Here is a 26,449-nt window from a genome sequence, read left to right as displayed (position 1 = left end):
CTCGCTGAACAACGACAATCGCCGCTTCCAACGGGCCGTTGTTCTCAGGCCATGTTTTGTAGAGAAGGTGCGCGACCACGGAAATCAATGTATTACTAGTAGGGCAGACATCGCGGCGGATTCACCCGCAACTTGAGGGGTGCCGACGCGTCCCAGTCAGAACAACCCTGAACGGGTTGCCCAGTGGGAGCATTGGCGACGCCTCGTCGGAGCGAAGATCCGAGAGCTCCGCGTCGGGCGGAACATGACTCAGGAGGCGCTTGCGCTCCGCTCTGGCGTCACGCGAAACGTCCTCATAGACGTGGAGCATGGCCGGCGCGGACTCCTCTTCGAGCGTCTGTTCGACATCGCCGATGCCCTAGACGTAGACGTGGCGGAGCTTCTTCCCTAGCTCGGTCTACTTCCGCGTTAACCACTGGCTCTGCCTCTGTCTGCTCGATAGCGTCGCGGTCAAGGAGTCGTCATGAAGAAGCGAATAGTCGTGAGTGCTGAAGCCGTGAAGGCGGCGGGACGTCGATCGACGAAGGCCTCCGCGAAGCTCGCGGGTCACGAGGTCCCAGAGGGCCACATCCGCTCGCCGGGGGTGGATGCGTACATCGAGGAAGTGTCGCGATCGGTCGACGCCGCGAAGGAATCGGAGGAGAGAAAGACCACCGATGGCTGACTGGTGGCGGTCAGGAGCCACGTTCCGAGGATTTCTCGACGACAGGGACGAGTTCTGGCGCTCGCCTGATGGTCAGCGGCTCCAGGCTGTCCATGAAGCAGCCGAGGCGGACCTGCAGGCGTGGCTGGCCGAGCAGCCGGGGGTCGTGATTCACAGCCACGGCGGCTATGTGCCCGAGCAGTGGGAGGGCCAGGTCGACGGTCACAGCTTCTACTTCCGTGAGCGCGACACCGAGTGGGACATCGAGATCGACCGACGCCCGAGCGGATGGGTTATGCGTTCTGGCGATACTGGCAACGATGACGGCACCACTCCCAACCAGCGGGACGCGATTGTCGAGGGCGACGTCATTGCCACCGGCCGGACCACTGCGGAGGGTTACGGTGACAGCCCACGGGAGCGGGCAGCGTTCATCGTCGCCACCATCCGGGAGCACCTAACCCGGCAGGCATGCACGCACCCGGGGCTCGAAGCACTCGCCGCCGTGCTCGGTGTCCCGGCTCGCTGGTGTCCCACGTGTGGAATCCGAGTGCGCGATCAGGGCGTGACACGCGAGCCATGAACCCCAGTGGTGATCTTCGACGAGGCCGCGGGAGATGTCGCCGAGTCTCGCGATGTCGTAAGCCCACATGCCGGCAGAGTTCTTCGGCAGGCTCGACCGCATGCGGCTCGGGCCAAACGGGTCAGCGGAGAGGTGAGGATAGTGACGAGTGACAAGGATGGGCCTACGCGTTTCCGCAGCGCTAACGACCGAATTGCGCAGCTCGTCGACGACCCGCTGATCGCCGACGATGTGCGCCTGTTCGTCGCCGAGCGTGAGCGGGGCAACGAAATCCATGCCCGGCCTAGCGGACATAAGGAAGGCCTCGAAGCTGACACAGCAGCAGATGGCTCAGCTGCTGTGCACCGATCAGGGCACGGTTTCAAAGATTGAGCGGCGGGACGACCTGCTGCTCTCGACGCTTCGGCAGTACCTTGCGGCGGCCGGCGCGGTACACCCGAAGATCGTCGTTGAGAAGGACGGCGTGGAGATCACGCTTGAACTGGACGCCTTCCAAGAATCGCCGTAAGCAGCGTCCGCGCAGGACGCCCTCGTCGACAGCGAAGATCTCCCCCACCGTCTCGGCGGTGAGGGGTGCTGCTGCTTGCTTTGCTCGTTCTCTCTGTCCGAGCTTTATTCGACAGCGGTGAGGACGTTCACCGTGGCACCGTCGTCGGTGGAGGTGTAGATGGCGCTATCTGTGGCGACGTAGACCTGGCCGTCGCCAGCGGCGAGAAGGGCCTGGGGTTTGGCGTTCAGGGTGTGTCGTGGCCGCCAGGTCTGCCCGTTGTCGTTGCTGGTGTAGAGGCTTCCTTCGAGGTCGACCCCGAGCAGGGGACCGCGCTCGGGCCAGCTGACGAGTACCAGTGCCGGTGCAGCGCTGACTTCGGCGAATGTCATTGCGCCGTCGTTGCTTCGGAGGAGCCCTTGGCGTGTGGTCGCGAGGATTTCATCGGCGTCCGCGGGCGATACTGCGAGGTCAGAGGCAGGGATCTCTGCTCCCCGCTGCCAGGACTGCTCATCGAGGCTGACCATCACGGTCCCCGACTGGCTGTCGTGACCGTAGACCCGTCCGTGGCGGGACTCGAGTGCGTGAAAATCGGCGCTGCCGTGCAGCGACAGAGATTCCCAGGATTGGCCGGCGTCGTTGCTCCTGATAAGGCCCAGATGCGGAGGTTGTTGACGATCGGCCGGATCCGGGTGGCCGCTGGCCAAGAATTCGTCAGGCCCGGTGACGGTGAAGCCCATGAAGTCTTGCACGAGATCGCCGACTCGCTGTGGCGCCTGATCGGGCTCTACCGCGTAGAGGCCGTAATGAGTTGCCACATATAGGGTTTGATCGGAAGGATTGATGCCAAGACCGTGGATGTGCACCATGCCTGGCACAATCGCGGGCGGCGCGCTGTCGGGGGCGTTCGACGAACACGCCGCGGCCAGGGCTCCGGTCAGAATTGCGGCGATGAATCTACGGAGCTGCACACTGACGCCTTCCGGTAGCGGACAATCTACGTAGTGCAATAGTAGATGGGCGGCACGGGGAACGGCGCGACGCTGAATGACGCCCGGCGCAGCGCGTACCGACGGGTCAGTGAGGCGTCTTCATCAAATCTTCATCGGAACACAAGCCGACCCATACTCGGATTCTTGAGGCTGGACCGAGGCGGCGAGAGCGCTTGCCGCGTGGATGCCTGGTGTCACGAAGATGTATGGGAAAGGATGTGCGATGCAGCACAAGCGATTCGGAATTGGGTTCGCGGCGTTAGCGGCGTCGACCCTGTTCATCAGTGCCTGTTCGAATGCGACAACCGACTCTCAATCATCGACCAGCAGCACCTCGGCGTCAGCATCGGCATCGCCGAGCGCTGCCAGCAGCGACGCTACCCACAACGACGCGGATGTGACGTTCGCCCAAGGCATGATTCCGCATCACCAGCAGGCGATCGAGATGAGCGACATGCTTCTCGCCAAGCAAGGCATCGATCCCGAGGTCATCTCGCTGGCGAACGAAATCAAGAACGCACAAGGCCCTGAGATAGAGAAGATGCAGGGCTGGCTCCAGGAGTGGGGAGCGTCGTCCTCACCTGGACCTGCGCCGACCAGCACCGCAATGCCTGGCCACAACATGCCCGGCCACCAGATGCCTGGCGGCGACATGGGCGACATGCCTGGTATGGGCGGCGGCCACGGCATGATGTCGGAAGCCGACATGGCTGCGCTGCAGAACGCGCAGGGCGCGGAGGCGAGCCGACTTTTCTTGACGCAGATGATTGCCCATCACAAGGGCGCGATCATGATGGCGCAGGAGGAAATTGAAATTGGCCAGTTCCCGGCGGCGGTGGAGATGGCGCGAGCCATTGTCTCCTCTCAGCAAGCGGAGATCGACACGATGCAGGGGATGCTGGACAAGTAACAGTTCGGAGGCGCGGCGGTCAGGTCCGCGCTGAGGCACCCGTAACAGGGAATTCTTCGGCGCGCACTTGAGCAGAGGGTAAGTCGACGGTGAATGTTGCGCCGGCGCCGAGTCCAGCGCTTGCTACGGAAATAGATCCGCCGTGGGCCTCGACCAGCGCTCTGGCGATGGCGAGCCCTAAACCGGCGCCGCCGTGCTCGCGATCGCGGGCGGCGTCGGCCCGATAGAATCGCTCGAACACCCGGGTGAGGTGCTCGGGGGCAATCCCTTCACCGGTGTCGGCGACGGCGATCGACAACCGGTCGCCGTCGCGGACACAGCTGACTTCGACCAAGCCGCCGGAAGGCGTGTGCCGCAGCGCATTCTCCAGCAGATTGCCCAGAACTTGGGAGAGTCGTTGCTCGTCGGCCCACAGCGGCGGCAGTGCCTTCTGGAGGTGTGCGCGTAGCGCAACCCCTTTAGTGTCGTAGCGTTCCTGCGCCGCGGCGACGCATTGGCGCGTCAAGCGGTCGACGTCAATGGTGGTGTAGGACATGGAAACTGAACTTTCCTCGGCCTTGGCGAGGGCGGCGACGTCATTGGAGAATCGCACCAGCCGGCGGGTTTGGTCGCGCAGCATTGCCGCCGTCTGCGGCGTCAAAGTGCGCACGCCGTCTTCGAGTGCCTCGATATAGGCCTCCAGCACCGCGACCGGTGTGCGGATCTCGTGCGCCAAGTCTCCGAACAGTCGCTGTCGCGTCGAATCGACGGCTTGGAGGCGGGAAGCCATCTGATTGAAGGCGGTGGAGAGCGCGTCGAAGTCGTCGCCGAGGCGAGGCGGTGACACCCGGATCCCGTAATTCCCTTGAGCGACAATCGTGGCAGCGGAGGCAACCTCGGTGATGGACCGTTGGAGCCGTCGACTGACGTAGAAGCTAACGGCAAGCGCGGCTAGCGCCGACACTGCGAGTGCGCCTCCGATGGAGATCACCGTCGCATAGCCGTAGGCCTCCTCGGCATGCACTTCCTCCGGTGAGTCCATTGGCACCCCCGCGAGGTGAAGATGCTCCCGAAACAGCGGAGGGCCGACGACGGCGGCCACCACCGCGGTCGTCGCGGCCCCGGCTATCAACACAATGGCTTGGGCTGCCAGCAGCCGCAGGCCAATACCGGGACGACCCCACCGTCGACGTCGGCGAGCTTTGGCGGCCGGCCCGGGAGTCACTGTCCCGAACCCATGCGGTACCCGACACCTCGCACCGTGGCGATGTAGCGCGGAGAGGCTGCATCGTCGCCCAATTTGTGTCGCAGGTGGCCGATGTGGACGTCGACGAGGTGCTCGTTGCCGACCCAGGGTCCGTCGCGCACAATTTCAAGAAGTTGGCGCCGGCTCAGTACATTGCCTGGCCGGCCCGAGAGGGCTTCCAGTATGTCGAACTCTGTACGGGTCAACAGAATCTGTTCGTCGTCGATGCATACCTCACGGGCGGCGACGTTGATGCTCAGCGGGCCGAAGCGACGCGGTGGCGCCGCCTCAGGTTCGGCGGTTGCGGTGGCTGATTGCAGGCCGCGGGGCCGCCGCAGCATGGCGCGGATGCGCGCGACGAGTTCACGGGGGCTGAAGGGTTTGGTGATGTAGTCGTCGGCGCCGACGGTGAGGCCAAGGACTGTGTCGATTTCGGTGTCGCGGGCGGTGAGCATGACGACGTAGGCGTCGGAGAACGTGCGCAATTGCCTGCAGACTTCCAGTCCATCGATGCCGGGCAGGCCGATGTCCAGGATGACGACGTCGGGGTCGAGGTCGCGGGCGACAGCGATCGCGTCGACTCCGTTGCCGACCACGACCGCCTCGAACTGCTCGCGTTCTAGATAGCTGGCCACCACTTCGGCTAGAGAAAGCTCGTCGTCAACGACCAGCGCGCGGTATCCCTTCGCCTGCTCAGGCGGCGTACCCGGATGGTGCTCCATGGTGAACATGGTGCCTGCTGATGCGGGTGCGGCGGCACTCGACTGCCGGAGCGGCGCGATCTTCAGCAGATCTTTACGAGACTCATACCGATTGCGCCCTGCGGCCGGGAGATGCTCACTGCCGAGGAGGGCCTGACATGCGCTGGCTGATGGACGTCTGCCCGAACAGTCTCGGGTGGCAAACGTGGCTGATCCTGTGCGCCGTCATTGTCGTGCTGTGGGCCGCCGCCATCGCCGGCGCGACGGCCCTGTTCCACGCTTGTGGGCGGCCGTGCCGCAGCGAGCGGCGTGCGGCACTGAAGGAGCCTGTTCGCAGCGGCCACGCCGAAGCGGACGACTGGTCAGCGACGCGGCCGACGTAGCGCTCGCCGCGAGGTGTCAGTCTTCGATCAAGCGCGTGACGTAGGGCGTTATGCCGGAGCTGCGTACCGGGGGACATCGACCACGGACCCTGCCGGTGGCCGGCCCACTCTGGGGTGCGTGTGGGTGTCTTCGTCGCAAGCTGGGTGAGGACCCTCATTCACCGCGGTATCTCCGTACTGGCGCGGGATCGGCTCCTGCCTTACAGGCGAAGTGGGGCAGCGGGCCCCTGGTGCGACGTAGTGATCTGACTGGTGACTGGCTGCGTCGCGCAATCAGGTCTCGATGATGCGAACGACGTGGGGCGTCATCCCTGACGTGCGCACGGGGGAGATTTTGATCGGGACACCGGTCTGCTGGGCCTCGATCATCTGCCCGCCGCCCAAATAGATGGCTTCGTGCTGACTGCCGCCCGGCCCCCAGAACAGCAGATCGCCCCGCTTTGCTTGGGAGGGTGGCACCTTGCGGCCGGCGTCGTACTGGTCACCGGACCATCGCGGGAGCAGCACTCCGACACCGGCGAACGCGAACCGTGTCAGGCCTGAACAGTCAAAGCCCACGGTGCTTGCTCCCCGGTCGACGCCGCGGCTGGGACCGGTGAGGCTTCCGCCGCCCCAGGAGTAGGGAACACCGATTTGTGTTCCCGCCCTGCGAATCACGTACTCGATCGCTTGCGCACCATTGGCCCGATTTCCGCGCACGCTCGTCGACGGATCCGCGGTGGGACTGACAATCCCCAGGCTGCTGAGGAAGTTGCGACCCATATTCATGGCCGCCTGCGTCGCCGTGGCCGTTGCCTGCAGGGATGCGTTCGCGATGGCAACCGGATCGCCGGGAGCGCCCGCGCTCGGCATCTTCGGAAGCAGTGGGTCCCACGGACCGGCGGCGGGTTGGGACGACGCGACCGGTGCGCACGCAAGGAAAAGCAAGACGACGATGGCGACGACACCGGGGAGCCGTCGAACGCGTCCCGCAACAAGGATTGCCGGGTCGCGGCGGTCAGTGCGGGCAATTGCCGCACCCTGGCTCCGGACGTGTGATCCCATGTCTTCTCCTCGGTGCGCCGCGCGGTGAGCTATGACACGCACCAATAGCTGGGCTGAATCCCATACATACGGCGCAGCAACGAAATACGTAGCTCCTACGTAGAACAATCTAGCTCACAACGGCCCCACCAGTAACACCAGCAACATAATTACAAACGTGAAATTCGCTGCGGCAGTTGGATGGAAGGCGACAAGCGCTGGACAGGGCTGTTTCGCGGCATGACTACCGCGTGAAATAGCGTGCGGGTCAACGCAAATGTGCGAGTTGCTTGCAAAGGTGCTCAATGGGCTGTCAGGGGGTGAGCAACATTGTCGCTCCGAGCGGCCATCGTCGGCGGTAGCGCCATCGGCCATCGGGAGTCGATGGCTGCAGCGACGTCGGCAACGCGCGTGCGGCAGCGGCGTTTACGGAGCGACCCGAATACACTGCAGCAAAACGGGATTCAACGACGCCGGGCGTTGAGTAAGGCCTGCTCGGTATCAAGCACTCCGTTGCTTAGAGGTTGGCATTTCCGGCCTTCCATTGCTCCCAGGGGATGTTCCAGTCACCGAGGCCGTCGGTTCCTGACAGGGTTGGGCCGGTCGTGTTGATGACTTCAACGATGTCGCCGCGTCGGGTGTTGTCGTAGAACCAGCGGGCATTGGCTGGATTGACGTTGAGGCATCCGTGGCTGACGTTGGCGATGCCCTGGCTACCCACCGACCATGGGGCAGAGTGCACGTAGATGCCGCTGTATGACATTTGCGTGGCCCATTCGACCTCGGTGCGGTACCCGTCGGAAGAGTTGACGGGAACTCCGTAAGTGGACGAATCCATCACGAGGAATGAGTAACGGTCGCCGATAATGTAGGTGCCGTTGTCAGTGGGCGTTTTGGCTTTGCCCATGGAAATGGGCATGGTTTTCACGACTTCGCCGTTGCGCCGCACGGTCATCGTCTTGGTGGCGTCATCGGCGGTGGCGATGATTTGGTCGCCGACTGTGAAGCGCGTGGTGACGTCATCCTGGCCGAAAAGCCCGTCGCCGAAGTCGACCCCGTAAGCCTTGACGGAAACCTCAACGTTGGTTCCGGGCTCCCAGTATTCGGAGGGGCGCCAACGGACCTCACGATTGCCGAGCCAGTAGAAGGCGCCCTCTACCGGGGGGTTGGTGGTCACCGTGATCGCTTGCTGCGCCGCAACCCGGTTAGTGATGTTCTCGTCAAAGCGAATTGCAATGGGTTGACCCACGCCCACCGTTTCGCCGTCATTGGGCAAGACGTAGGGCATCGTCAGGTTCTCGGGTGAATGGGTTTCGAAAGTTGCGTTGGTGCTTGCGGTTCCACCAAGCCCTTGTGCTTGCGCCTGCAGGGTGTATTGCTTGTTGTAACCCAGCGGTTCCGCCGATGACCATGTAACGCCGTCGGGGCTCAGTTGCCCGTCGACAAGTTGGCCCTCTTCGCTGGTCAGCGACACTTGGCCGAGAACACCGTCGCCGGCGGTAACGGTCACGGGGGCATCGAGAGCGACGCCGATGGCACCATCAGTGACGGACGCTTCCAGTTTTGGTACGAGCAAGTCTGCGTAGGGCGTGCCCTTGTCGGTGATGACGTCGGGAGTTGGCGCCGCCGTCGGAGACGAGGTGCAGGCGGTCGCGATCAGCAGCACCGCCACCGCGAGGACGGTCGTGCGCAGCCAGTGCGTCGTCGCTCGAAACGCTGGGGGGCAGCCTGTCTGCGGCATGAGTGGGGCTCTCCGTATCGGGTTGTCGTCATCGGCTAACGGGCGGGCCGCCTGGTGCGTCGCGAGGGCCGGTCGCGGGCGACGGTGCACCGTTCACGGGTATGCCTTCGAGTGTGCCCATGAGTCGTTTGGCTTTCTTAGTCCTTCGATGAAGATTCGATAAAGGCGCGGCGTTGGTCTGCAAAATGAGTTCGCGGACTGCGGGGACTGGCCCACTCCGGGGAACGACAGCCACAGCAGGAGACCGCCGGCGAAGCCAGCGGTGAAGATCGTCATTGTCAGTAGATCGAAGGCCCACCATCCCAGGCCCGGCGACATGCGGTGATCCCCGTCGCGGCCGCGAGAGTCCAGCAGGGGTCGTTCCGGCAGGCGCGGGCAAGCGGCGCCGCCGGTTTCATCTTTTGGCGAGGGCGGCGAGGTCGTCGGGGACGGGCATGGGTGTCATCAGCCCCGCGCGAACGCGACCGGTGTTGCCGACAGGATAACGACCGGTCAACGAGCCTGGGGCAGCGACGATGAGGCGCAGGACTTGGCCGAGGGCTTCGCGGCGGTCGTGCTGGCTCAGCGCCAACACCAGCATCGCGGCGTGGTTGCAGGTGTGCAGCCACGGATCCGGCTGGGAGACGATGTGCGCCCGCTCCAGATGTCGCCACCGGGTCGCGGGGTCTGCGGCGTGTTTCGCGGCGGTCATTTCACCTCGATAGACCTGGCGGCCCTGCTCACTGATTCGTGACATGAAAGTTGACTCCTGTCATGCGGGCGAGCTGGTGGGGCTATCGGCGGTTGGTTCGCGTGGTGGGTGCGGTCGTGTCGTTGACGTCCGGTGGAGATCCGTTGGGGGCGCAGCAGTCGCACCCGTGGTTGTCCTGTGCCGGGGCCGGCGCGACCAAGGGGAGGTTGATGCTGGTGGCTGGTGTCTGCGCGGACTGTTGGGGCCCGCAGCAGGGGTCGTCAGGACTGGGCGCTGGGCCGACGTCGAGGGAGTGGGTTGTTGATCGCGGTGATGTCGCTGTCACGCCGGGCAGGGCGGTGATGCGGGCGGCGCGGATGGCGTTGAGGATGACGAACACTTCGGCGGTTTCGTGGATCAGGACCACCGTGGCCAGGCCCAGGACGCCAAAGGCGGCCAGCGGAATCAAGACCGAGATGATCGCCAACGAGAACGCGATGTTCTGCACCATGATCCGGCGAGCGCGCCGCGAGTGGGCCAGCACCTGGGGTAAATGGCGTAGGTCCTCGCCCATCAAGGCGACGTCCGCGGTTTCGATGGCGACGTCGGTGCCCATGGCACCCATGGCGATGCCAATGTCGGCGGTGGCCAGCGCGGGGGCGTCGTTGATCCCGTCGCCGACCATGGCGATGGGGCGGCCCTGCGCGAGGGCCGGCAGTAGAGCTGCCTTGTCCTCGGGCAGCAGCTCGGAGTGCACGGTAGTGATGCCGGCTTCGGTGGCCACCGCGTCAGCGGTACGGGTGTTGTCGCCGGTGAGCATCGCCACCGCGATCCCCAACCGCTGCAACAGACTGACGGCCTCGGCGGCTTCGGGGCGAAGTTCATCACGCACCGCGATGGCGGCGACCGGCTGCTCGTCGCGGGCGAGCACCACCACGGTGGCACCGGCGGCCTGCAACAGCACCACATCACCTTCGAGAGGTCCAGGGGCTACCCAGGAGGGTTTTCCGAGGCGCAGCCGGTGCCCGTCAAGGTCACCATGCAGGCCGTAGCCCGGTACTGCGGTCACGTCGCCCGCGGCCGGCGAGTCACCGGCGGCGATCAGGATCGCCTGGGCCAGTGGGTGCTCGCTGCGCGCCTCCAGTGCCGCGGCCCACCGCAGGGCGTCGGCGTCGCTGAGGTCGTCGGTGGTGACCACCTCGACGACGCGGGGCTGGTTGCGGGTGAGCGTGCCGGTCTTGTCCAGGGCGACGACCTTGATGCGGCCGAGTTCTTCGACCGCCGCGCCGCCCTTGATCAGGGCACCGTGGCGGCTGGCGGCTCCAATGGCCGCGACCACGGTCAACGGGACCGCGATTGCCAGCGCGCACGGTGACGCCGCCACCAGCACCACTAGTGCCCGTTCCAGCCACAGCATCGGGTCACCGAAGACCGCTCCCACCGCGGCGATGGCCGCGGCCAACGCCATGATCGCCGGCACCAGCGGCCGGGCGATCCGATCCGCCAGTCGTTGGCCGGCGCCCTTGCGTTCCTGGGCTTGCTCGACGATGTGCACGATCTGCGCCAGGGAACTGTCGGCGGCCAGGGCGGTGACCTCGACCTCGATCGCTCCGCCGCCGTTGATGGCACCGGCGAACACGTCGCTGCCGGGTCCGGCTTCGACGGGCACCGACTCGCCGGTGATCGCCGATAGATCCAGGCTCGTCTGACCGGATCGGATGGCGCCATCAGTGGCGGCCCGTTCACCGGGCCGGATCACCATGACGTCACCAATGACGAGATCACCAGGAGCAACGGTGATTTCACTGCCATCCCGCAGTACCGAGGCCTTCGGCGGCACCAGCGATAACAGGGAGCGCAGCCCGCGACGGGTGCGGCTGACGGCGTAGTGCTCCAAGCCTTCGGCGATCGAGAACAAGATGCCCAGCAGGGCGGCCTCGGCGAACTGGCCCAGGGCCACCGCGCCGATCGCAGCGATCGTCATCAACGTGCCGACCCCGATACGGCCATGCCGCAGGTTGCGGGCCGCATCGGGGACGAACGTGATCGCGGCAGCAGCTACCGCAGCCAGCTCGACGACTTCTCCGACACCCTCGTAGCCGACCCGCCCGACGATCCAGCTCACGGCCAGCAGGACCCCGGCCAGCGCCGCGAATTGCAATTCTCGGACTTGCCACAGGCTTTCGGGACCCGCTTCGGGTTCGACGTCGTCGCGTGGCCCGCAGCATGCATCAGACACGATCGGGTTCCTTCCCCGCACGCGCGCCTGCACCGGTCAGTACCGAGTCGGTCAACTGGCGCCCACGCTCGGTCAGCTGATACATCACCAACTTGCCTTGACGGCGTGAGGACACCAGCGACGCGTTCTTGAGTTGGCGCAGATGGTGGGACACCAAGCCCTGCGACAGTCCGACCACCCAGGCCATGTCGCAGACGCACAACTCATCGCCGGCCGCCAGCGCGGCCGCAATGGACAACCGGGTGGGGTCACCCAGGCCGCGCGCCGCTGCTGCTGCGGCGGCGATGGTGGCGCTGTCCGGCACCGTGGCCCGGATGGACTCCGCGTGAGGCAGGTCCAAACAGAGGAGATCGCAGATATCCACCGGTTCGCTCATATTAATATACTAAAGTACGTTGATATGAACATGAAAGGGCTCGGAGCGATCCTGACCAACACCCGCGTTCTGTTGACCGTCTTCGTCATCGTGGTGGCGACGATCGGGACCGCGGTGTTCCTCTCGGTCCGCGACAATGACTCGGGCACCATCGAACTGGATGGGACAGCCGGACAGGCTGTCCGGGACAACAGCCACCGGCTCAACGCCGTACCCGACAGCGACGTCTACTTCGTGGAATTCCTCGACTTCGAATGCGAAGGCTGCCGCGCGGTGTATCCCGCCATCGAGCAACTGCGCGCCGAATACGGCGACCGAGTGAACTTTGTGCTGCGCTACTTCCCGCTCCCGGGGCACTTCAACGCCGAGCGCGCCGCACGCGCGGTCGAGGCCGCCGCCCAGCAAGGCCAACTCGAAGCCATGTACCGCAAAATGTATGACACACAAGCCGAATGGGGCGAGCAGCAGACTCCCGCCGACGACGTGTTCCGTGGGTTCGCCCAGCAACTTGGCCTGGACATGCCCGCCTTCGACGCCACCTACAACGACCCTGCGACCCTAGAACGCATCCAACTCGACATCGCCGACGGCACCGCATTGGGCGTGCAAGGAACCCCCACCTTCTTCCTCAACGGCGAACGCATCCAGCCGCGCAGCTACGAAGACCTCTCCACGGCACTTGACCAGGCCTTGGCGCGCGGATAGACAGCTGCTCGTATCTAAAGAAACGAGACCGCTGGGCTGCCCACGTTGCCGGCCGCATAGCGCTAGGTCGCGGTGTCTCACTTCTAGTCTCACGCTCTGCGTCTCTGATCCGCGGTGTCGGTAGGCAGTGCGAAAGTCGTTTGCATGACGGCGATCCTCGGCTACGTCCGAGTTCGCGACACTGGCCAGGGCCTCGACGCGCAAGTGGCGATGCCGCGACCGCCGGCGTTGATCTGTATCGCTGACGGGGCCTGCGGCGATAGGGCTGGCAGTAGGCGCGTAGGCGCCGAAGGACAGAGGGTTTGCGACCACATCCGTTGAATCGCACATTGTGCGGGGATACCCCCAAGGGGTACTTTGCGGTTGTACCCGCGAAGGTACCTCGTCCACTGGGAAGGCCTATCGCTCGTGACGGCACAAGAGCAATTTCGGCGGCTCATCGAGAGTCCAACCACGCGGTCGATCGCCAAGTGCATCGCCCTGTGCACGTTTAGCCAAATCACCAGCGGGCGCCGCCCCATCAAGGCCGATAGTGGGAAATCCTGCTGCAGCTGACGGCTGTGGACTGCGGCCACCTCGGTGTCCCGCAGGAGCTGCGCCACGAGTTGATGGCCTAAATGTCCCGGTCCAGCGTGGTGGCGAGGAACTGTTCGATTGCCGGGGCGAAAGCGCGCGCCAGGTCGTCAGCGTCGACGAGCAGGTCGGACATTGTCGCCTCGGCGAGTACTCCGTGCGGAAGGGTGTCGGCGAGGGTGCGCGCGAGTTGCGCGGGGTGACGTGGGTCATTGCCAGCGATGATGAGCGTCGGAGCGTTGATGCGCCGGAGTTCCTCGATTGTGGCGAAGGCGCGATCTTGACCGATTGCCGCTGCGGCAGCGGCGCTTTGGGCGTCAGCGCGAGGAATGGCCTCGGTGACGAGGTTGGCAATGAGCGGTTGAAGATGAGGAACAAACAGCTCCCAGGCAGCCTGTAAACCGCGGGAACGGGCGCGGTCGGCGAAACGGGCCATCAGCTCTGCGTCTGCGACCTTGTCGTCGTCGTCCTCGATAGCTTCAGCACTGATGATGACCGCGGACCGGGCGATCTGGGGGTGTTGGAGGCATGTCCGCAAGGCGATCGTGCCGCCGAGGCCGGCGCCGACGAGGTGGGTGGACGTGGCGTCGAGCGCGTGCATGATCGCGATCGTGTCGGTGACGTACTGATCCCAGCGGTGCAACGTCGGATCGGGGCATCGCGATGCTCCATAGCCTCGAATATCGGGCAGCGCAACGCGATACCGGCCAGCAAGTCGGTTGGCAAGCGGCCTCATGCTGTAGTGATCGGGCCCACCGCCGTGCAGCATGATGATCAGCTCTCCGCGGCCCACGACCTCGCCCATGAGCGGCCAGCCGTCATCCCCGACGTGCAACGTTCGCATCACCATCTGCCTCTCCCTTCGTTGGGAATGCTTCGGCCTGCGTCGACACGGCATCAGCAACAGCCCGAAGAACCCACCCTTGCAATATACCCTCTGGGGGTATACTTTGGGTACGCATACCCGGTAGGGGTACCACCGCGAGCGAAGATGGGAGTTCGGTCATGAGCACGACCAAATACGCCGTCACGGGAATGACCTGCGGGCACTGCGAGCTGTCAGTGCGGGAAGAAGTCAGCGAGGTCGCCGGTGTTCAAGACGTCGAGGTCAGCGCCACGACGGGCACTCTGATCGTGACCTCCAGCGGTCCCGTCGATGACGCCCAGATCCTGCGTGCGGTCGACGAGGCCGGCTATTCGGCGGTGCGGGTCGCATGAACGCCGCGGGACGGTTGGCCGCTTTTGGTGCCGGACTGGCGGTGGCGTTCACGGCTGCGTACGTCACCGCCGCGGCGGTCGTCCCCGACACCGCGGTGACGGCTCCTCAGCACGTTGGCGCTAAGCCCTCGGCTGATCACAGCGCGCCGACCGCGCCGGCGTCGCCGATATCACCTCTGTCCGCCGATCCGCCGGGGCTGTCACTCGCCCAAGACGGATACACGCTCAGCGCGGTACGGGCACCCGGAGCCCCCAACGATCGGGCCACGTTGAGCTTCACCATTGCTGGTCCCAGCGGCACGCCGCTGCTGGACTACGCGACGGTGCACGACAAGCAGCTGCATCTCATCATCGTCCGCTCCGACGGTCAGCACTTCGCGCACGTCCACCCGGTCCTGGACCAGGCAACCGGCACGTGGTCGACGCCCTGGACGTGGAAGGCCGCCGGGACCTACCGGGTGTTCGCGGATTTCCAGCCCGCCCAGGCCAGCAGCGCCAAACTCACCCTAACCCGCACGGTCGACGTTGCCGGCGAGTTCGCCCCGGCGCCCCCGCTGACCACACGCACCTCGGATGAGATTGCCGGGTACACCGTGGAACTCGACGGTGTGCTCACCGCCGGCGTTTCGAAGCAGCTCACAGCGAAGATCACCCGTGACGACGTGCCGGTGACGACACTGCAGCCCTACCTGGGGGCATACGGGCACCTCGTCGCGCTGCGTGAGGGCGACATGGCGTATCTGCACGTGCACCCCGAGGGCGCTGAGCCGGTGGTGGGCCGTACCGGCGGCCCTTCGGTGTCGTTCGCGGCGACCGCACCCACCGCCGGTCGCTACCTGCTCTACCTCGACTTCAATGTCGACGACACCGTGCACACCGCCACGTTCGTCATCGACGCAGCACGCGACAACACCAATCAGCCAGCGCCACAACCGTCGCGCGACGCCGGCCATGCCGGCGGGCACTGACGACCTCCGTCCACCAAGAAAACTGAAAGGCAGTGGCACTCATGACGACATCGACACCGGTGTCCGGCCCGAGCATTGAGCTACGCATCGGAGGAATGACCTGCGCCTCCTGCGCCAACCGCATCGAACGCAAGCTCAACAAGATCGATGGGGTCGCGGCAACAGTCAACTACGCGACCGAGAAGGCCACCGTCACGGTGCCTGACGGATACGATCCCACGCAGCTGGTCGCCGAGGTGGAAAACGCCGGATACAGCGCCGCGCTACCCACACCGGAGAAGCCCACTCCGACTGGGGAGACAGGCGAGACCGACGACCCCGACATGGTGTCACTGCGCCACCGGCTGACCGGTTCGGCGCTGCTGTCGGTGCCGGTCATCGCGATGGCGATGATCCCCACGCTGCAGTTCACCTACTGGCAGTGGGCGTCGCTGGTGCTGGCCGCGCCGGTGATCGTCTGGGCGGCGTGGCCGTTTCACCGCGCCGCCTGGGCCAACCTGCGCCACGCCACGGCGACGATGGACACGCTCATCTCCCTGGGCACCTTGTCGGCCTTCCTGTGGTCGCTGTACGCGCTGTTCTTCGGGACCGCCGGCACCCCAGGAATGAAGCATCCGTTCGAACTGACACTCGCACCGTCTCACGGCGCCGCCAACATCTACCTCGAAGTCGCCGCTGGAGTAACAACATTCATCCTTGCCGGGCGCTACTTCGAGAAACGGTCCAAACGGCAGGCCGGTGCGGCGCTGCGCGCCCTCCTGGAGATGGGCGCCAAGGAGGTGTCCGTTCTGCGCGACGGCGCGGAAACGAAGATCGCCGTCGAGGACCTGATAGTGGGCGACGAGTTCGTCGTGCGCCCGGGGGAGAAGATCGCCACCGACGGGGTGGTGGTATCGGGAACATCGGCGGTCGATGCCTCGATGCTGACCGGCGAATCGGTCCCCGTGGAGGTCGGCCCAGGTGACACCGTGGTCGGTGCGACCGTCAACGCCGGCGGGCGACTGGTGGTACGCGCCACCCGCGTCGGTTCCGACACCCAGTTGGCGCAAATGGCCCAACTGGTGGAGAACGCCCAAACCGGCAAAGCCCAGGTCCAGCGACTGGCCGATCGCATCTCCGGCGTCTTCGTGCCGATCGTCCTGGCAATCGCGGTGATCACACTCGGCGCATGGTTGGGCGCAGGCTTTCCGGTCGCGGCCGCCTTCACCGCCGCAGTGGCGGTCCTGGTAATCGCCTGCCCCTGCGCGCTCGGCTTGGCCACGCCGACAGCACTGCTGGTCGGGACCGGTCGCGGCGCACAAATGGGCGTGTTGATCAAGGGCCCGGAGGTGCTGGAGTCCACCCGCAAGGTCGACACCGTGGTGTTGGACAAGACCGGCACCGTCACCACCGGCAAGATGACCCTGGTCGACGTCGTCACCTCGCCAGGAACCGAACGCGCAGACCTGCTCCGGCTGGCCGGCGCATTGGAGAACGCTTCGGAGCACCCGATCGCCCAAGCCATCGCCATCGCCGCCACCGAAGAACTCGGGATCCTGGACACCCCTGAGGATTTCGCCAATGCCGAAGGCAAGGGTGTGCAGGGCATCGTCGACGGACACGCCGTCGTCGTGGGCCGCGAATCACTGCTCGCCGACTGGGCCCAACACCTGAGCCCCGAGTTGGTGCAGGCGAAAGACGCGGCCGAAGCGCAGGGCAAGACGGTGGTCGCCGTCGGCTGGGACGGTCAGGCCCGCGGCGTACTCGTCGTCGCGGATACCGTGAAGCCGACCAGTGCTCAAGCGATCTCACAGATGCGTGAGCTTGGTCTGACGCCTGTGCTGCTCACCGGCGACAACGAAGCCGTCGCCCGCCAGATCGCCGCTGAGGTCGGCATCGACACCGTGATCGCCGAGGTCATGCCCAAAGACAAAGTCGACGTCATCACCCGGCTGCAATCCGAGGGCAGGACCGTGGCGATGGTCGGCGATGGCGTCAACGATGCGCCCGCCCTCGCCCAAGCCGACCTCGGCCTGGCCATGGGTACTGGAACTGACGTGGCGATCGAGGCCTCCGACATCACCCTGGTGCGCGGCGACCTGCGCAGCGCCGTCGACGCGATCCGGCTATCCCGCAGAACATTGTCGACGATCAAGACGAACCTGTTCTGGGCGTTCGCCTATAACGTCGCTGCCATACCGGTCGCAGCCCTGGGGCTGCTCAACCCGATGCTCGCCGGCGCGGCCATGGCGTTCTCCAGCGTCTTCGTCGTGGGCAACAGCCTCCGACTGCGCGGCTTCAAATCCACATCCACATCCTCTGCCTCTACCCACTGAACCCCTTCTGCATCAAGGAGAACTCATGTCCGACAACAAGAACCTGACGTCGAGCTGCTGCTGCAGCGGCTCAACACAAGACCTCGACACGACGGTCATCAATCCGGGGACCACGAACCTCCTCGACTCCCTAACGGACGAGACAACATGCCCGGTCATGCCCGGCACGCCGGTGAACAAGGCGGCCGCCGAAGCCGCGGGCCTATTCCGCGACTACCGAGGCCGACGGTATTGGTTCTGCTGCAACGGATGTGGACCGCGCTTCGACCGAGACCCCGACAAGTACGCCAGCGCGGCGTGACCGACCTGCCGAACTCCGGCCGCCCAACCCACACACCGAAGGTGTTGCCATGACTCACGTCGACGACGCTGACCACTGCCCGGCATCGGGTTCAGTCCACCACGGCTACATCACCGACAAGGACAAGTACCTCAAACGCTTGAAACGCATTGAGGGCCAAGCCCGCGGCATCAGTCGGATGATCGAGGAGGAACGCTATTGCATCGACATCCTCACCCAAGCTGACGCACTGACCAAAGCCCTGCAAAGCGTCTCGCTGGCACTGCTCGACGACCATATCCGACACTGCGTTCGAGACGCTGCTGCCGCCGGTGGGCCGGCCGCCGACGCCAAACTCACCGAAGCATCCGAAGCCATCGCCCGCCTCGTGCGGTCATGAGCCGCACCGGCGGTGCACTGACGCCGCCTCACTCCTACACACCCGCGCGAACGAACACGTGAGACTCCTCAAGGAGAGCACAACATGACCAGCCACGACGAGCACGCATTAGCGACATCCCACAACGGCGTCCACGACGAGCACGCCGCTCACGACTCCGGCCCCCACCACGACGACGATGCCGGCCACGGGGGTCACGCCGGGCACGGCGCCGATCACGTCGCCGTGTTCCGGAAGCTCTTCTGGATCAACCTGATCATCGCCATCCCGGTCATCGCGTTCTCCACCATGTTCGCCATGCTGCTCGGCTACGCCGTGCCCGACGTGCCCGGCGCCCGCTGGATCGCGCCATTGCTGGGCACGGTCATGTACGTCGTCGGCGGTCGCCCCTTCCTCACCGGCGCCGCAAGCGAAATCCGTTCCCGCAAACCCGGAATGATGCTGCTCATCGGGCTAGCGATCACCGTCGCATTCTTCGCCTCCTGGGGCGCGAGCCTGGGCCTGCTCCACCACGAACTGGAGTTCTGGTGGGAACTGGCGCTGCTGATTGTCATCATGCTGCTCGGCCACTGGGTCGAGATGCGCTCCCTGGCTCAGACCACCTCCGCACTGGACTCCCTGGCCGCCCTGCTTCCCGACGAGGCCGAGAAGGTCGACGGCGACCGCATCATCACCGTCTCACCCGCCGACCTGCAGGTGGGAGATCTGGTGGTCGTGCGACCCGGTGGCAGCGTCCCCGCCGACGGCAAAATCGTCGACGGGCGCGCGGACATGGACGAGTCGATGGTGACCGGTGAATCGCGGCCGGTGGCCCGCAGCGTCGGAGATGCGGTGACAGCCGGAACGGTCGCCACAGATTCCGGGTTGCGGGTCGAGATCACCGCCACCGGCGACGACACCGCCCTGGCAGGAATCCAGCGCCTGGTCACCGAAGCCCAGTACTCATCCTCGCGAGCCCAGCGCCTCGCCGATAGGGCGGCCGGCTGGCTGTTCTGGTTCGCCCTAGGGACCGCCGCCATCACCGCCGTGGCGTGGTCGATTGTCGGAGACCCTGACGCCTCCGTCGTCCGGGCGATCACCGTGCTCGTCATCGCTTGCCCCCATGCGTTGGGCTTGGCGATACCACTGGTCGTGTCCATCGCCACCGAACGCGCTGCGCGGGGCGGCGTGCTAATCAAGGATCGCCTCGCCCTGGAAGGGATGCGCACCGTCGACGCCGTGCTCTTCGACAAGACCGGCACCCTCACCAAGGGCGAACCAACCGTGACCGCGATCGAGGTCCGCGGCGACCTCGACGACGACACCGTGCTCGCCCTAGCCGCCGCCGCCGAGGCCGACAGTGAACACCCCCTGGCACGGGCGATCGTGAAAGCCGCCGAGGAGCGGGGACTGACTGTGCCACGCGCGAACGGTTTCTCGTCGTCTCCCGCCGTCGGGGTGACTGCCACGGTCGACGGGCACGAGATCCGCGTGGGCGGCCCCCGCCTGCTCGAAGAGATCGGCGCGCAAGAGGTTCACGCGGCGACCTCGTGGCGCGACGAGGGCGCGATCATCCTGCACGTCATCCGCAACGGTGCCGTGGTCGGCGGGCTGCGCCTGGCCGACGAGATCCGCCCCGAGTCGCGCGACGCCGTCGATGCCTTGCACAAGCTCGGCGTAGAGGTGGTCATGATCACCGGTGACGCCGAAGCCGTCGCGCAGGCGGTAGGTCACGAACTGGGCATCGACCGGGTGTTCGCCGGAGTACGCCCGGAAGACAAGGCGTCGAAAGTTGCTGCGCTGCAACAGGAGGGCAAGAAGGTCGCAATGGTCGGCGATGGTGTCAACGATGCCCCCGCGTTGGCACAGGCTGACATCGGCATCGCGATCGGCGCCGGCACAGATGTTGCCATCGCCTCTGCCGGCGTGATCCTGGCCAGCTCCGACCCGCGCTCGGTGCTGTCGGTCATCGAACTGTCGCGAGCCAGCTACCGGAAAATGAAGCAGAACCTCTGGTGGGGCGCCGGATACAACCTCATCGCAGTGCCGTTGGCTGCCGGTGTGCTCGCACCGCTTGGATTCGTCTTACCGATGTCGGTCGGCGCTATCCTCATGTCACTGTCGACGATCGTCGTAGCGCTCAACGCGCAACTGTTGCGCCGCCTTGACCTGACGCCCGAGGCAAGTACCCGCGCCGTCCTCAACCGCTAGGAACCGTCGACCGTGTGCAGGTATCCCGGCGCAGCTGTCCAGTGCGTCGGATCGGCCGAGATCGTGGATCATGACGACGCCGACGCGCGGAGGGCATTCCACGCGTGGTGGTTCTCCGCCGCATCCTTCCCGCCGAGGAGCGCATCGTCGCTCAGCGTGCTCAGCTGCGCTTTATCGTCTCCCCGGCCGAGGCGATTGCTATCCACCTACGGCATCGGCATGTCGGCCCTCGCCACCGTGCGGCATCCGGGCGGGGCCATCGGCCGGCGAGACTTGACGGGCGGCAACTACGAGACCGAGGCGCGCGATTGGCTGCTACGCGGGACCGCGTCAATGCACGTGGTCATGGTCTCGGTGGTCGTCTAGCAGCTCCGCCGCAGGAAGCGGTTCGTTGATTGGCACCGGCGTGGCCGCATCAGGCGCACTGCTAGGGGCGGGCGCAGGTACTTCAACCAGGTGGGCAGCAGGCGGGGGAGACGCCGGCTCCGGATCGTGACCGTGATCGGCGTCGCCGTGTTCTACGCCCGTCCCGTGATCACTGCCTCCTGTGTTCTCAGGGGGCGCTGCAGGGTCGGGCTCAGGGTGATTGTGATGGTCCTCGGCTTGTCCCGAATCAATCCCGTGATGGTGGGCCCCCGCTTCCGCACCCGCTGGCGCGTGGTGGCCATGGCGCAAACCAGATGCAGCACCCACGGTCGACGCCAGCGTCACGACCCCGATCGCGCCGAGGAGCACCATCGCGCTCCCGAAGGCCGGCAACGGTTCTCCTTGCAGGCCGCGATACCAGACCCATCCTGCGCCCATCACGACATAAATCTGAAGCAACAGCGCGCATAAGTCCGCGGCTTGGACCAATTCGGCTTCACCGGCGTGGGGGCCGAACGGCGCACCAGCGGTTCTCGACACGGACCAGAGCCCGATGACCGCGAGGTTGACCATGATGCCGAGGGCTAGCACCGGGTTGGTGGTTCGGGCGAGAACCAGGCGCGCCCAGCAGAGTTGGAAAACCGCGAGGGATGCGAAGAACAAGCCTGCCGGCATCCACTCCTGCCAGTGGGTGGGTACGACGGCGAAGTGGATAACAGAAGCGCCCAACGAGGCGAGCGCGGCGAGCCGAGCGGCGAGCCTGCTGTCGGTCTTCCTCGCTGTCCTGGGGGCCACGGAACCATGATGACAGCGCCATCCCCGACAGCGGTTGCCAGACACCACATCTCAATCCGACCGAGACCCGTTCGTCATATCCTACTGACTTGCTACGTAGATGACATCGATACTCTGCCACGAGCTGACGCCCGAGGCGAGCACCCGCGCGGTCCTTGATCGCTGACAAGCAGGCTCGGGTCAGGCCCCGAACAGGAGGTACAGGCCCGCAAACGTATAGCCGACCATTGTCAGCATCATCGCGAGCTGGCCGGTCAATTGATGGCCAACGGGCAAGACCCGTAATGCTTTATCGTGCGCGGCGATGACAGCCAGCATATGTCCGATTACAACGGAGGCGACCTTGATCGTCCACAGCAACGTCGGGTTCAGAGAGAGGACGTACTGCACGTCGGCGGCGTCAAGGCCGAGTAGGTGCCAGCCCCTGTCGAGCGGGTCGGCGAGCCGCACGATGGTTTCCTGACCGCGCTCGACGAGGTACGAGAGGTAGTGCGCGAAGATGTAGCCCACGACTATGGGAATCAGGCTATGAGCGAGGAGGGCCGGCAGTTGCCGGCGTTGCTCGCGACTCACACCGGCGGTCGCGCGAGCCGCGGCCGAGAAGGTCACTCCGACTGCGAGGACGAAAAGTAGAAGCCCGAGGGATCGCAGTACCGTGCCGCCCGCGGAGGGGCCGACGAGAGGGATGCCGGCGGCGTTGCGAGTGACGAAGTTACTGAAGACGGAAGACTGAGAGAAGCTGTCGAACGCGGTGGATCCGAGCAGCACCGCCATGACCGCTACGGTGCCTGGCCGCACCGGCATGGTCGGCAGATGATCGAGCGGATTCCCGAGAACGATGCGTCCTGTCGTGCGGTTTCTCCTGAAAGGTGCCAGCCGCGAGACTGTCACGCTGTAGACCTCGAACGGATCAGCTCGGGCGAACCACGTAGTTCCGAAAAGTGCTGCGCCAGCCAGCATTGTGACGGCGTAGAGGAGTATCCAGATCTTGATCGCCGTCAGTGAGCCAGGATCTGAACTCGCTAGTTCCAGCCATACGAACGCGAAGAGGCCAATGACACCCGGCCAGTACCCCCAGCCCGGCCGGTACTGCATGCGCCCCTCTTCGGGGGCCGCGCCGCGCCGCCCAATGTGCAAGAATCGCCATACGGTGCGCACGGGCGAGATCACGCGCCAAATTGGGCCTACGACAACCGATATGGCGACCAGGCCGACCCACAGCAGCACGTAGAACACGCCCGGTAGGGCGTTGTCACTGCCCTGGGGTCCCCAGATCGCGGCGATGGCCACCCAAACGGTGAACATTGCGGCGGCAATCGCGGCGATCCATCGGACAGCGGGGGAGTCGACGACTGCAGACACCCACTCCGGCAACTCTCGTCCCGGCTTCGCTGGGTCAAACCGCGGCGTCCGCCACGCCACGGCCACGATGGCGAAGGTCGCCGCCAACGCCCATGCGGCTCCAATCAGCGCGTAGGACAATGGCACTGGGAGATCGGTCGATCCGCCTACGCCGTGCGCCAGGAACGCTTCAGCGGCTCCGCGCGTCAAGGCCGGACTTCGATGGTGACGACGGTGACGTGCAAGTCGTGCAATTCCACTGCGACTCGCCCGGGGATGTTGACAGTGAACTCGAAGCGCTGATCTGGAGTGGCTGCAACGTCGAACACGTTCTCGGGCACCGAATGCACGTGCAGGCTGTCGACTGCGTCGCTGCTCACCTTGAGCACGATCGGCTGCCCAGCGACAGCTTGGGCCTCTGCATTGGTGGGTGTCACCGCGCCGCCGTCGATTGAGATGTCGATGACCGTGCCGGCTTCAGCGCTTGCCGAAGGGGTGCTGCCAGGGGCTTGAGGGGAGGCCGAAGGCGCGGCGGAGGAGGAGCTCGTCGACGGCGGCGGTGAGCCACACCCCGCGACCATGGCGACGGCCGCGCCCATGGTCACGCTGACTTTCAAGAAAACACTGCGAGTACTCATCGATGGTCTGTCCTTGCGAATGGCCGGGGTAGATGAAGCGTTCACGCTCGTAGCAGTTCGACGCCAACCGGGCTCTACCGCAGTGGCAGAGCCCAGCTGGGAGTGACGGTCTTCGGCAGGCAGGTCTTTACTCAGCGACAGCTGAGCGCTCGGGAGGCGCCGCAGCGCCCAGCGAGCCGGTGTCAGCGGACCGGCGAGCCCGGTCGATCGCGAAAATGCCCAGGGCAACGGCGATCACCGCGAAACCCAGTGCAGTCCAGGCGATCACAGATGTCATAGCGCTCCCGCCGCTAGGAGCAGTGTCTGTACTCGCCCCGAGTGTCACTGTCGGCACGGGGAACTCCGGGTCACTGCCTTCGGGTGCCGGTTCAGTCCAAGCGTCGGTGGTGCCATCAGCGAAGGTCTGAAAGGTTGGCAGGGAGAGAGTTTCGACATCCGGCAGCGGGCCCGCTTCGAGGACGAAGTCATCGAACTGGCCGGGCATAAGCCCCGGACCGACCGCGGTCCACGTCACCGAACTCACCACCTCATCGACTGCCGTGCCGTCGTCCCTGTAGATCGTTGGATTCGTCTTCTTCTTCTGTATATCGAGTTGCCAGCCTGCAACCGGCTGCGGCCGCACGGTGCGGATCTGAATGTCGTCAGGAATTCGCACTTCCACCTTGGTGGTAGGCGGGTTGTCTGACTCTGCGGGAACCCGCAGCGTGATCAGCCCCGTCTCTCCCGGCTCCCCGCCCTCAATGTATGCACCTACATGGGCGGTCGCCGAGGGGCTCACAAGCAGTGCCACCACTCCACTGACCATGAGAACTCCGACGATGCGCAGCAGAATCTTCAGCACCGGCCACCTCCGTGTGTGTGAATTGCAGTCTTCGAATAGGCATCGAGAGCGTTTGGCTCAGTTTGGAATTGCTTCCGCGGGAAGGGCCGGTGATCACGCCACACAGTCCCTCCGTATGCAATCTGCTATAGCCTCCCGGATGCGCTCGCGCACCCACCTCAACGAGGCACAGCCTACGGGGTAAGTCCGTAGATGGGTGTAGCTGGGTCTCGGCGGGTCGCCGCTCACGGAGTTCGCGAGGCGCACAAACGTGAACCGGCCGAGACAGTGTTTTCACGCCGTTGCGAGTGCCGTCTCCTGACCTCACCATCCCCAGCGGGACGTGCGTGTCACCAACGCTGAACCATGATGAGAGCTACATTGTCCCCAACCAAGCAGTCGAAGAACGCGGTGAACGGGCCGTGTCGAAGGAGAGCACGACATGCTGCAGCGAGGTTTCGGTGACCTGGAAGCGGTCATCATGGACCTCATCTGGAACTACGAAGATCCAGTGACGGTGCGTCGGATCTTCGACGAACTCTCCGCCGACCGGCAGATCGCGTACACCACCGTGATGTCGACGATGGACAATCTTTATCGCAAAAAGTGGCTGAGCCGTGAACGCAGCGGCAAAGCGTACTCGTACCGTGCCGTGATGAGCCGCGAGGAGCGTTCCGCTCGACTGATGCGGGCTGCCTTCGAGACCGGCGGTGACACGAACGCAGTGTTGGCCTTCTTCGTCGAGCAGATGAGCGCTGAAGAATCTGCACAGCTGCGCTCGGCATTGCGCCGTGGCGGGAACCGGCGCCGATGACGACCGGTTTATGGCTCATGCTCTACGGCACCGCGCTGGCCTGGACGGCACCATCGCTACTCGGACGGCTTACCAAGACAGGCCTCAGCCCGCAGATGGGAGTGGCAGCGTGGCTGACCGCGATGTCAACGACGGTGATCGCTTGGGTCGTCGCCCTGGTGCTTATCGGCGTTGCGGCACTCGACGGTCTGCGAAACTCTTCGACAGTCGCCCTGTGTCTTGAGTTGTTCGGTCTCTCCGAGCACGGGGGACTGCCTGGGCTGAGTGGTTCCATCGCAGTGACCGTCGCCGGCAGCGCGGTGTCCGTCATCTTTCTTCTGAGAACCGGACGATCGGTCGCACGGCTCAGGTCGCGTAGTCGCGAACACGCTAACGCGGTCATGCTGGTCGGCCGGCCGACAACCTGCCCAGGTGTTGTGGTGATCGACGCCCCCAGGCCGGCGGCTTACTGCGTGTCGGGGCGCCCCCCCGCCATTGTGGTGACCAGTGCCGCCTGGTCGGCGTTGGGCCAGTCAGAGCTGGCGGCCGTCTTGGCGCATGAGCAGGCACATATAGCGGGTCGCCACCATCAATTGCTGATCATGCTGCGAGCAGCGGCGACGGCCCTACCGCGGGTACCCGTGATGAAGCAGAGCGCACCCGCTGTTGCTGAACTGCTGGAGATGTGTGCTGACGACGCCGCCGCACGACGGCACGGGGTGAACTCGCTGCTGGGCGGCATACTCGCGATGGCGGACACCCACCCAGTGCCCGCAGAAGGCTTGGCGGCGGCCGGCACCGCCACCGCAGCGCGAGCGATGCGGTTGGCCGAGCCCACGAGCAGCCGCGCCCAATGGACTCAGCGGGCGGTGCTGGGACTGGCAATGACCTCGATGTTGGGTACGCCTGGCCTGATCGAACTGCTGTGTCACCACTGAGCGATCACGATAAGTATTTGCCAGGAACGTTCGCCCTTCGACGAATAGCTGACGCGACGTCACTCAGCACACCGATCGCGGCGCGCCCTCAATAGCGGTGCGTCGGCACCCCGCGCTTGTGATGCCCATCACAATA

28 protein-coding genes are annotated in these 26,449 nt (G+C 65.1%); 15 read left to right on the top strand and 13 right to left on the bottom strand.

The window, feature by feature from the left end:
• Window positions 1-139 precede the first annotated feature (139 nt).
• The 4 genes from A5757_RS12960 (at window position 140) to A5757_RS23655 (ending at window position 1,734) form a co-directional block, all read left to right on the top strand.
• Entirely contained in the window at window positions 140-391 is a 252-nt protein-coding gene (locus A5757_RS12960; RefSeq protein WP_066834696.1) for a helix-turn-helix domain-containing protein, read from the top strand.
• Between the two features lie 72 nt (window positions 392-463).
• The gene (locus A5757_RS22790; RefSeq protein ID WP_082929450.1) at window positions 464-664 is read left to right on the top strand and encodes a hypothetical protein; all 201 of its coding nucleotides are present in this window, start codon (window positions 464-466) and stop codon (window positions 662-664) included.
• Entirely contained in the window at window positions 657-1,226 is a 570-nt protein-coding gene (locus tag A5757_RS12955; RefSeq protein ID WP_066834693.1) for a hypothetical protein, read from the top strand. The genes A5757_RS22790 and A5757_RS12955 overlap by 8 nt, the downstream gene beginning before the upstream one ends.
• A 325-nt stretch (window positions 1,227-1,551) precedes the next feature.
• Complete coding sequence (locus A5757_RS23655) at window positions 1,552-1,734, top strand: hypothetical protein (RefSeq protein ID WP_231983972.1); 183 nt, start codon at window positions 1,552-1,554, stop codon at window positions 1,732-1,734.
• A 104-nt stretch (window positions 1,735-1,838) separates the two neighbouring features.
• On the opposite strand, the gene A5757_RS12945 is transcribed toward A5757_RS23655, so the two are convergent.
• On the bottom strand, window positions 1,839-2,684 hold the full coding sequence (locus tag A5757_RS12945) for a F510_1955 family glycosylhydrolase (protein WP_066834691.1): 846 nt from the start codon (window positions 2,682-2,684) through the stop codon (window positions 1,839-1,841).
• 244 nt (window positions 2,685-2,928) lie between these two features.
• Between A5757_RS12945 and A5757_RS12940 the strand changes: the two genes are divergently transcribed.
• Window positions 2,929-3,615 carry a DUF305 domain-containing protein gene (locus A5757_RS12940; protein WP_066834688.1) on the top strand — a complete coding sequence of 229 codons (687 nt, stop codon included), beginning with the start codon at window positions 2,929-2,931 and terminating at the stop codon, window positions 3,613-3,615.
• A gap of 19 nt (window positions 3,616-3,634) precedes the next feature.
• Here A5757_RS12940 and A5757_RS12935 read toward each other — a convergent pair whose 3' ends face one another.
• Both A5757_RS12935 and A5757_RS12930 read right to left on the bottom strand, forming a co-directional pair.
• Window positions 3,635-4,819, bottom strand: coding sequence for a cell wall metabolism sensor histidine kinase WalK (locus tag A5757_RS12935; protein ID WP_066834685.1), 1,185 nt, complete (start codon window positions 4,817-4,819; stop codon window positions 3,635-3,637).
• Window positions 4,816-5,571 carry a response regulator transcription factor gene (locus tag A5757_RS12930; RefSeq protein ID WP_082929449.1) on the bottom strand — a complete coding sequence of 252 codons (756 nt, stop codon included), beginning with the start codon at window positions 5,569-5,571 and terminating at the stop codon, window positions 4,816-4,818. Before A5757_RS12930 ends, A5757_RS12935 begins: the two co-directional genes overlap by 4 nt.
• Window positions 5,572-5,699: 128 nt before the next feature.
• Here A5757_RS12930 and A5757_RS12925 point away from each other — a divergent pair, with 128 nt between their 5' ends.
• A complete protein-coding gene (locus tag A5757_RS12925) occupies window positions 5,700-5,924 on the top strand; it encodes a hypothetical protein (protein ID WP_231983971.1) in 225 nt (74 codons plus the stop codon).
• Window positions 5,925-6,197: 273 nt separating this feature from the next.
• On the opposite strand, the gene ripB is transcribed toward A5757_RS12925, so the two are convergent.
• From ripB to A5757_RS12900, 5 genes are all read right to left on the bottom strand, one after another.
• Window positions 6,198-6,968, bottom strand: a complete 771-nt coding sequence (gene ripB, locus A5757_RS12920; protein WP_066834679.1) for an NlpC/P60 family peptidoglycan endopeptidase RipB — start codon at window positions 6,966-6,968, stop codon at window positions 6,198-6,200.
• Window positions 6,969-7,464: 496 nt separating this feature from the next.
• Window positions 7,465-8,688 carry an Ig-like domain-containing protein gene (locus A5757_RS12915; RefSeq protein ID WP_066834676.1) on the bottom strand — a complete coding sequence of 408 codons (1,224 nt, stop codon included), beginning with the start codon at window positions 8,686-8,688 and terminating at the stop codon, window positions 7,465-7,467.
• Window positions 8,689-9,082: 394 nt separating this feature from the next.
• Window positions 9,083-9,424 (bottom strand): DUF3703 domain-containing protein, encoded by a 342-nt coding sequence (locus A5757_RS12910; RefSeq protein ID WP_066834671.1) that lies wholly within the window; start codon window positions 9,422-9,424, stop codon window positions 9,083-9,085.
• A 37-nt stretch (window positions 9,425-9,461) separates the two neighbouring features.
• A complete protein-coding gene (locus A5757_RS12905; RefSeq protein ID WP_066834841.1) occupies window positions 9,462-11,597 on the bottom strand; it encodes a cation-translocating P-type ATPase in 2,136 nt (711 codons plus the stop codon).
• Window positions 11,590-11,973 carry a metalloregulator ArsR/SmtB family transcription factor gene (locus A5757_RS12900; RefSeq protein WP_066834667.1) on the bottom strand — a complete coding sequence of 128 codons (384 nt, stop codon included), beginning with the start codon at window positions 11,971-11,973 and terminating at the stop codon, window positions 11,590-11,592. Before A5757_RS12900 ends, A5757_RS12905 begins: the two co-directional genes overlap by 8 nt.
• A gap of 24 nt (window positions 11,974-11,997) precedes the next feature.
• On the opposite strand from A5757_RS12900, the gene A5757_RS12895 reads away from it, so the two are divergent.
• Window positions 11,998-12,678 (top strand): thioredoxin domain-containing protein, encoded by a 681-nt coding sequence (locus A5757_RS12895; protein WP_066834664.1) that lies wholly within the window; start codon window positions 11,998-12,000, stop codon window positions 12,676-12,678.
• A gap of 613 nt (window positions 12,679-13,291) precedes the next feature.
• Here the strand turns inward: A5757_RS12895 and A5757_RS12890 are convergent.
• On the bottom strand, window positions 13,292-14,101 hold the full coding sequence (locus A5757_RS12890) for an alpha/beta fold hydrolase (RefSeq protein ID WP_066834661.1): 810 nt from the start codon (window positions 14,099-14,101) through the stop codon (window positions 13,292-13,294).
• Window positions 14,102-14,256: 155 nt separating this feature from the next.
• Here A5757_RS12890 and A5757_RS12885 point away from each other — a divergent pair, with 155 nt between their 5' ends.
• The 6 genes from A5757_RS12885 (at window position 14,257) to A5757_RS12860 (ending at window position 20,622) form a co-directional block, all read left to right on the top strand.
• The gene (locus tag A5757_RS12885; protein WP_066834659.1) at window positions 14,257-14,469 is read left to right on the top strand and encodes a heavy-metal-associated domain-containing protein; all 213 of its coding nucleotides are present in this window, start codon (window positions 14,257-14,259) and stop codon (window positions 14,467-14,469) included.
• Complete coding sequence (locus tag A5757_RS12880) at window positions 14,466-15,437, top strand: heavy metal-binding domain-containing protein (protein WP_066834656.1); 972 nt, start codon at window positions 14,466-14,468, stop codon at window positions 15,435-15,437. The genes A5757_RS12885 and A5757_RS12880 overlap by 4 nt, the downstream gene beginning before the upstream one ends.
• A gap of 41 nt (window positions 15,438-15,478) precedes the next feature.
• Complete coding sequence (locus A5757_RS12875; RefSeq protein WP_066834839.1) at window positions 15,479-17,752, top strand: cation-translocating P-type ATPase; 2,274 nt, start codon at window positions 15,479-15,481, stop codon at window positions 17,750-17,752.
• Between the two features lie 25 nt (window positions 17,753-17,777).
• A complete protein-coding gene (locus A5757_RS12870) occupies window positions 17,778-18,053 on the top strand; it encodes a YHS domain-containing protein (protein ID WP_066834653.1) in 276 nt (91 codons plus the stop codon).
• Between the two features lie 49 nt (window positions 18,054-18,102).
• Entirely contained in the window at window positions 18,103-18,432 is a 330-nt protein-coding gene (locus A5757_RS12865; protein ID WP_013473237.1) for a metal-sensitive transcriptional regulator, read from the top strand.
• 84 nt (window positions 18,433-18,516) lie between these two features.
• Complete coding sequence (locus tag A5757_RS12860) at window positions 18,517-20,622, top strand: heavy metal translocating P-type ATPase (RefSeq protein ID WP_066834650.1); 2,106 nt, start codon at window positions 18,517-18,519, stop codon at window positions 20,620-20,622.
• A 330-nt stretch (window positions 20,623-20,952) separates the two neighbouring features.
• Here A5757_RS12860 and A5757_RS22780 read toward each other — a convergent pair whose 3' ends face one another.
• The 4 genes from A5757_RS22780 to A5757_RS12840 form a co-directional block, all read right to left on the bottom strand.
• A complete protein-coding gene (locus tag A5757_RS22780; protein ID WP_082929447.1) occupies window positions 20,953-21,831 on the bottom strand; it encodes a hypothetical protein in 879 nt (292 codons plus the stop codon).
• A 132-nt stretch (window positions 21,832-21,963) separates the two neighbouring features.
• Complete coding sequence (locus A5757_RS12850; protein WP_066834646.1) at window positions 21,964-23,334, bottom strand: hypothetical protein; 1,371 nt, start codon at window positions 23,332-23,334, stop codon at window positions 21,964-21,966.
• Entirely contained in the window at window positions 23,331-23,762 is a 432-nt protein-coding gene (locus tag A5757_RS12845) for a hypothetical protein (protein ID WP_066834644.1), read from the bottom strand. The genes A5757_RS12850 and A5757_RS12845 overlap by 4 nt, the downstream gene beginning before the upstream one ends.
• A 127-nt stretch (window positions 23,763-23,889) precedes the next feature.
• Window positions 23,890-24,603, bottom strand: coding sequence for a YcnI family protein (locus A5757_RS12840; RefSeq protein ID WP_066834633.1), 714 nt, complete (start codon window positions 24,601-24,603; stop codon window positions 23,890-23,892).
• 421 nt (window positions 24,604-25,024) lie between these two features.
• On the opposite strand from A5757_RS12840, the gene A5757_RS12835 reads away from it, so the two are divergent.
• Both A5757_RS12835 and A5757_RS12830 read left to right on the top strand, forming a co-directional pair.
• Window positions 25,025-25,396, top strand: a complete 372-nt coding sequence (locus A5757_RS12835) for a BlaI/MecI/CopY family transcriptional regulator (RefSeq protein ID WP_066834631.1) — start codon at window positions 25,025-25,027, stop codon at window positions 25,394-25,396.
• Between the two features lie 17 nt (window positions 25,397-25,413).
• Window positions 25,414-26,313 (top strand): M56 family metallopeptidase, encoded by a 900-nt coding sequence (locus tag A5757_RS12830; RefSeq protein WP_308195071.1) that lies wholly within the window; start codon window positions 25,414-25,416, stop codon window positions 26,311-26,313.
• Window positions 26,314-26,449: the final 136 nt, after the last annotated feature.

This window comes from Mycobacterium sp. 852013-51886_SCH5428379 (assembly GCF_001665575.1).
Taxonomy (GTDB): Bacteria; Actinomycetota; Actinomycetes; order Mycobacteriales; family Mycobacteriaceae; genus Mycobacterium.
Note: the sequence above shows the minus strand (reverse complement) of the source record. Positions and strands in the feature narration are given on the sequence as shown.

Bases quoted from the DNA above. Each gene is read 5' to 3' on its own strand.
- A5757_RS22790 (WP_082929450.1), top strand. From the start codon at position 464: ATGAAGAAGCGAATAGTCGTGAGTGCTGAAGCCGTGAAGGCGGCGGGA.
- A5757_RS12955 (WP_066834693.1), top strand. From the start codon at position 657: ATGGCTGACTGGTGGCGGTCAGGAGCCACGTTCCGAGGATTTCTCGAC.
- A5757_RS23655 (WP_231983972.1), top strand. From the start codon at position 1,552: ATGGCTCAGCTGCTGTGCACCGATCAGGGCACGGTTTCAAAGATTGAG.
- A5757_RS12940 (WP_066834688.1), top strand. From the start codon at position 2,929: ATGCAGCACAAGCGATTCGGAATTGGGTTCGCGGCGTTAGCGGCGTCG.
- A5757_RS12930 (WP_082929449.1), bottom strand. From the start codon at position 5,571: ATGTTCACCATGGAGCACCATCCGGGTACGCCGCCTGAGCAGGCGAAG.
- A5757_RS12925 (WP_231983971.1), top strand. From the start codon at position 5,700: ATGCGCTGGCTGATGGACGTCTGCCCGAACAGTCTCGGGTGGCAAACG.
- ripB (WP_066834679.1), bottom strand. From the start codon at position 6,968: ATGGGATCACACGTCCGGAGCCAGGGTGCGGCAATTGCCCGCACTGAC.
- A5757_RS12915 (WP_066834676.1), bottom strand. From the start codon at position 8,688: ATGCCGCAGACAGGCTGCCCCCCAGCGTTTCGAGCGACGACGCACTGG.
- A5757_RS12910 (WP_066834671.1), bottom strand. From the start codon at position 9,424: ATGTCACGAATCAGTGAGCAGGGCCGCCAGGTCTATCGAGGTGAAATG.
- A5757_RS12900 (WP_066834667.1), bottom strand. From the start codon at position 11,973: ATGAGCGAACCGGTGGATATCTGCGATCTCCTCTGTTTGGACCTGCCT.
- A5757_RS12895 (WP_066834664.1), top strand. From the start codon at position 11,998: ATGAACATGAAAGGGCTCGGAGCGATCCTGACCAACACCCGCGTTCTG.
- A5757_RS12890 (WP_066834661.1), bottom strand. From the start codon at position 14,101: ATGGTGATGCGAACGTTGCACGTCGGGGATGACGGCTGGCCGCTCATG.
- A5757_RS12885 (WP_066834659.1), top strand. From the start codon at position 14,257: ATGAGCACGACCAAATACGCCGTCACGGGAATGACCTGCGGGCACTGC.
- A5757_RS12880 (WP_066834656.1), top strand. From the start codon at position 14,466: ATGAACGCCGCGGGACGGTTGGCCGCTTTTGGTGCCGGACTGGCGGTG.
- A5757_RS12875 (WP_066834839.1), top strand. From the start codon at position 15,479: ATGACGACATCGACACCGGTGTCCGGCCCGAGCATTGAGCTACGCATC.
- A5757_RS12870 (WP_066834653.1), top strand. From the start codon at position 17,778: ATGTCCGACAACAAGAACCTGACGTCGAGCTGCTGCTGCAGCGGCTCA.
- A5757_RS12865 (WP_013473237.1), top strand. From the start codon at position 18,103: ATGACTCACGTCGACGACGCTGACCACTGCCCGGCATCGGGTTCAGTC.
- A5757_RS12860 (WP_066834650.1), top strand. From the start codon at position 18,517: ATGACCAGCCACGACGAGCACGCATTAGCGACATCCCACAACGGCGTC.
- A5757_RS12845 (WP_066834644.1), bottom strand. From the start codon at position 23,762: ATGAGTACTCGCAGTGTTTTCTTGAAAGTCAGCGTGACCATGGGCGCG.
- A5757_RS12835 (WP_066834631.1), top strand. From the start codon at position 25,025: ATGCTGCAGCGAGGTTTCGGTGACCTGGAAGCGGTCATCATGGACCTC.
- A5757_RS12830 (WP_308195071.1), top strand. From the start codon at position 25,414: ATGCTCTACGGCACCGCGCTGGCCTGGACGGCACCATCGCTACTCGGA.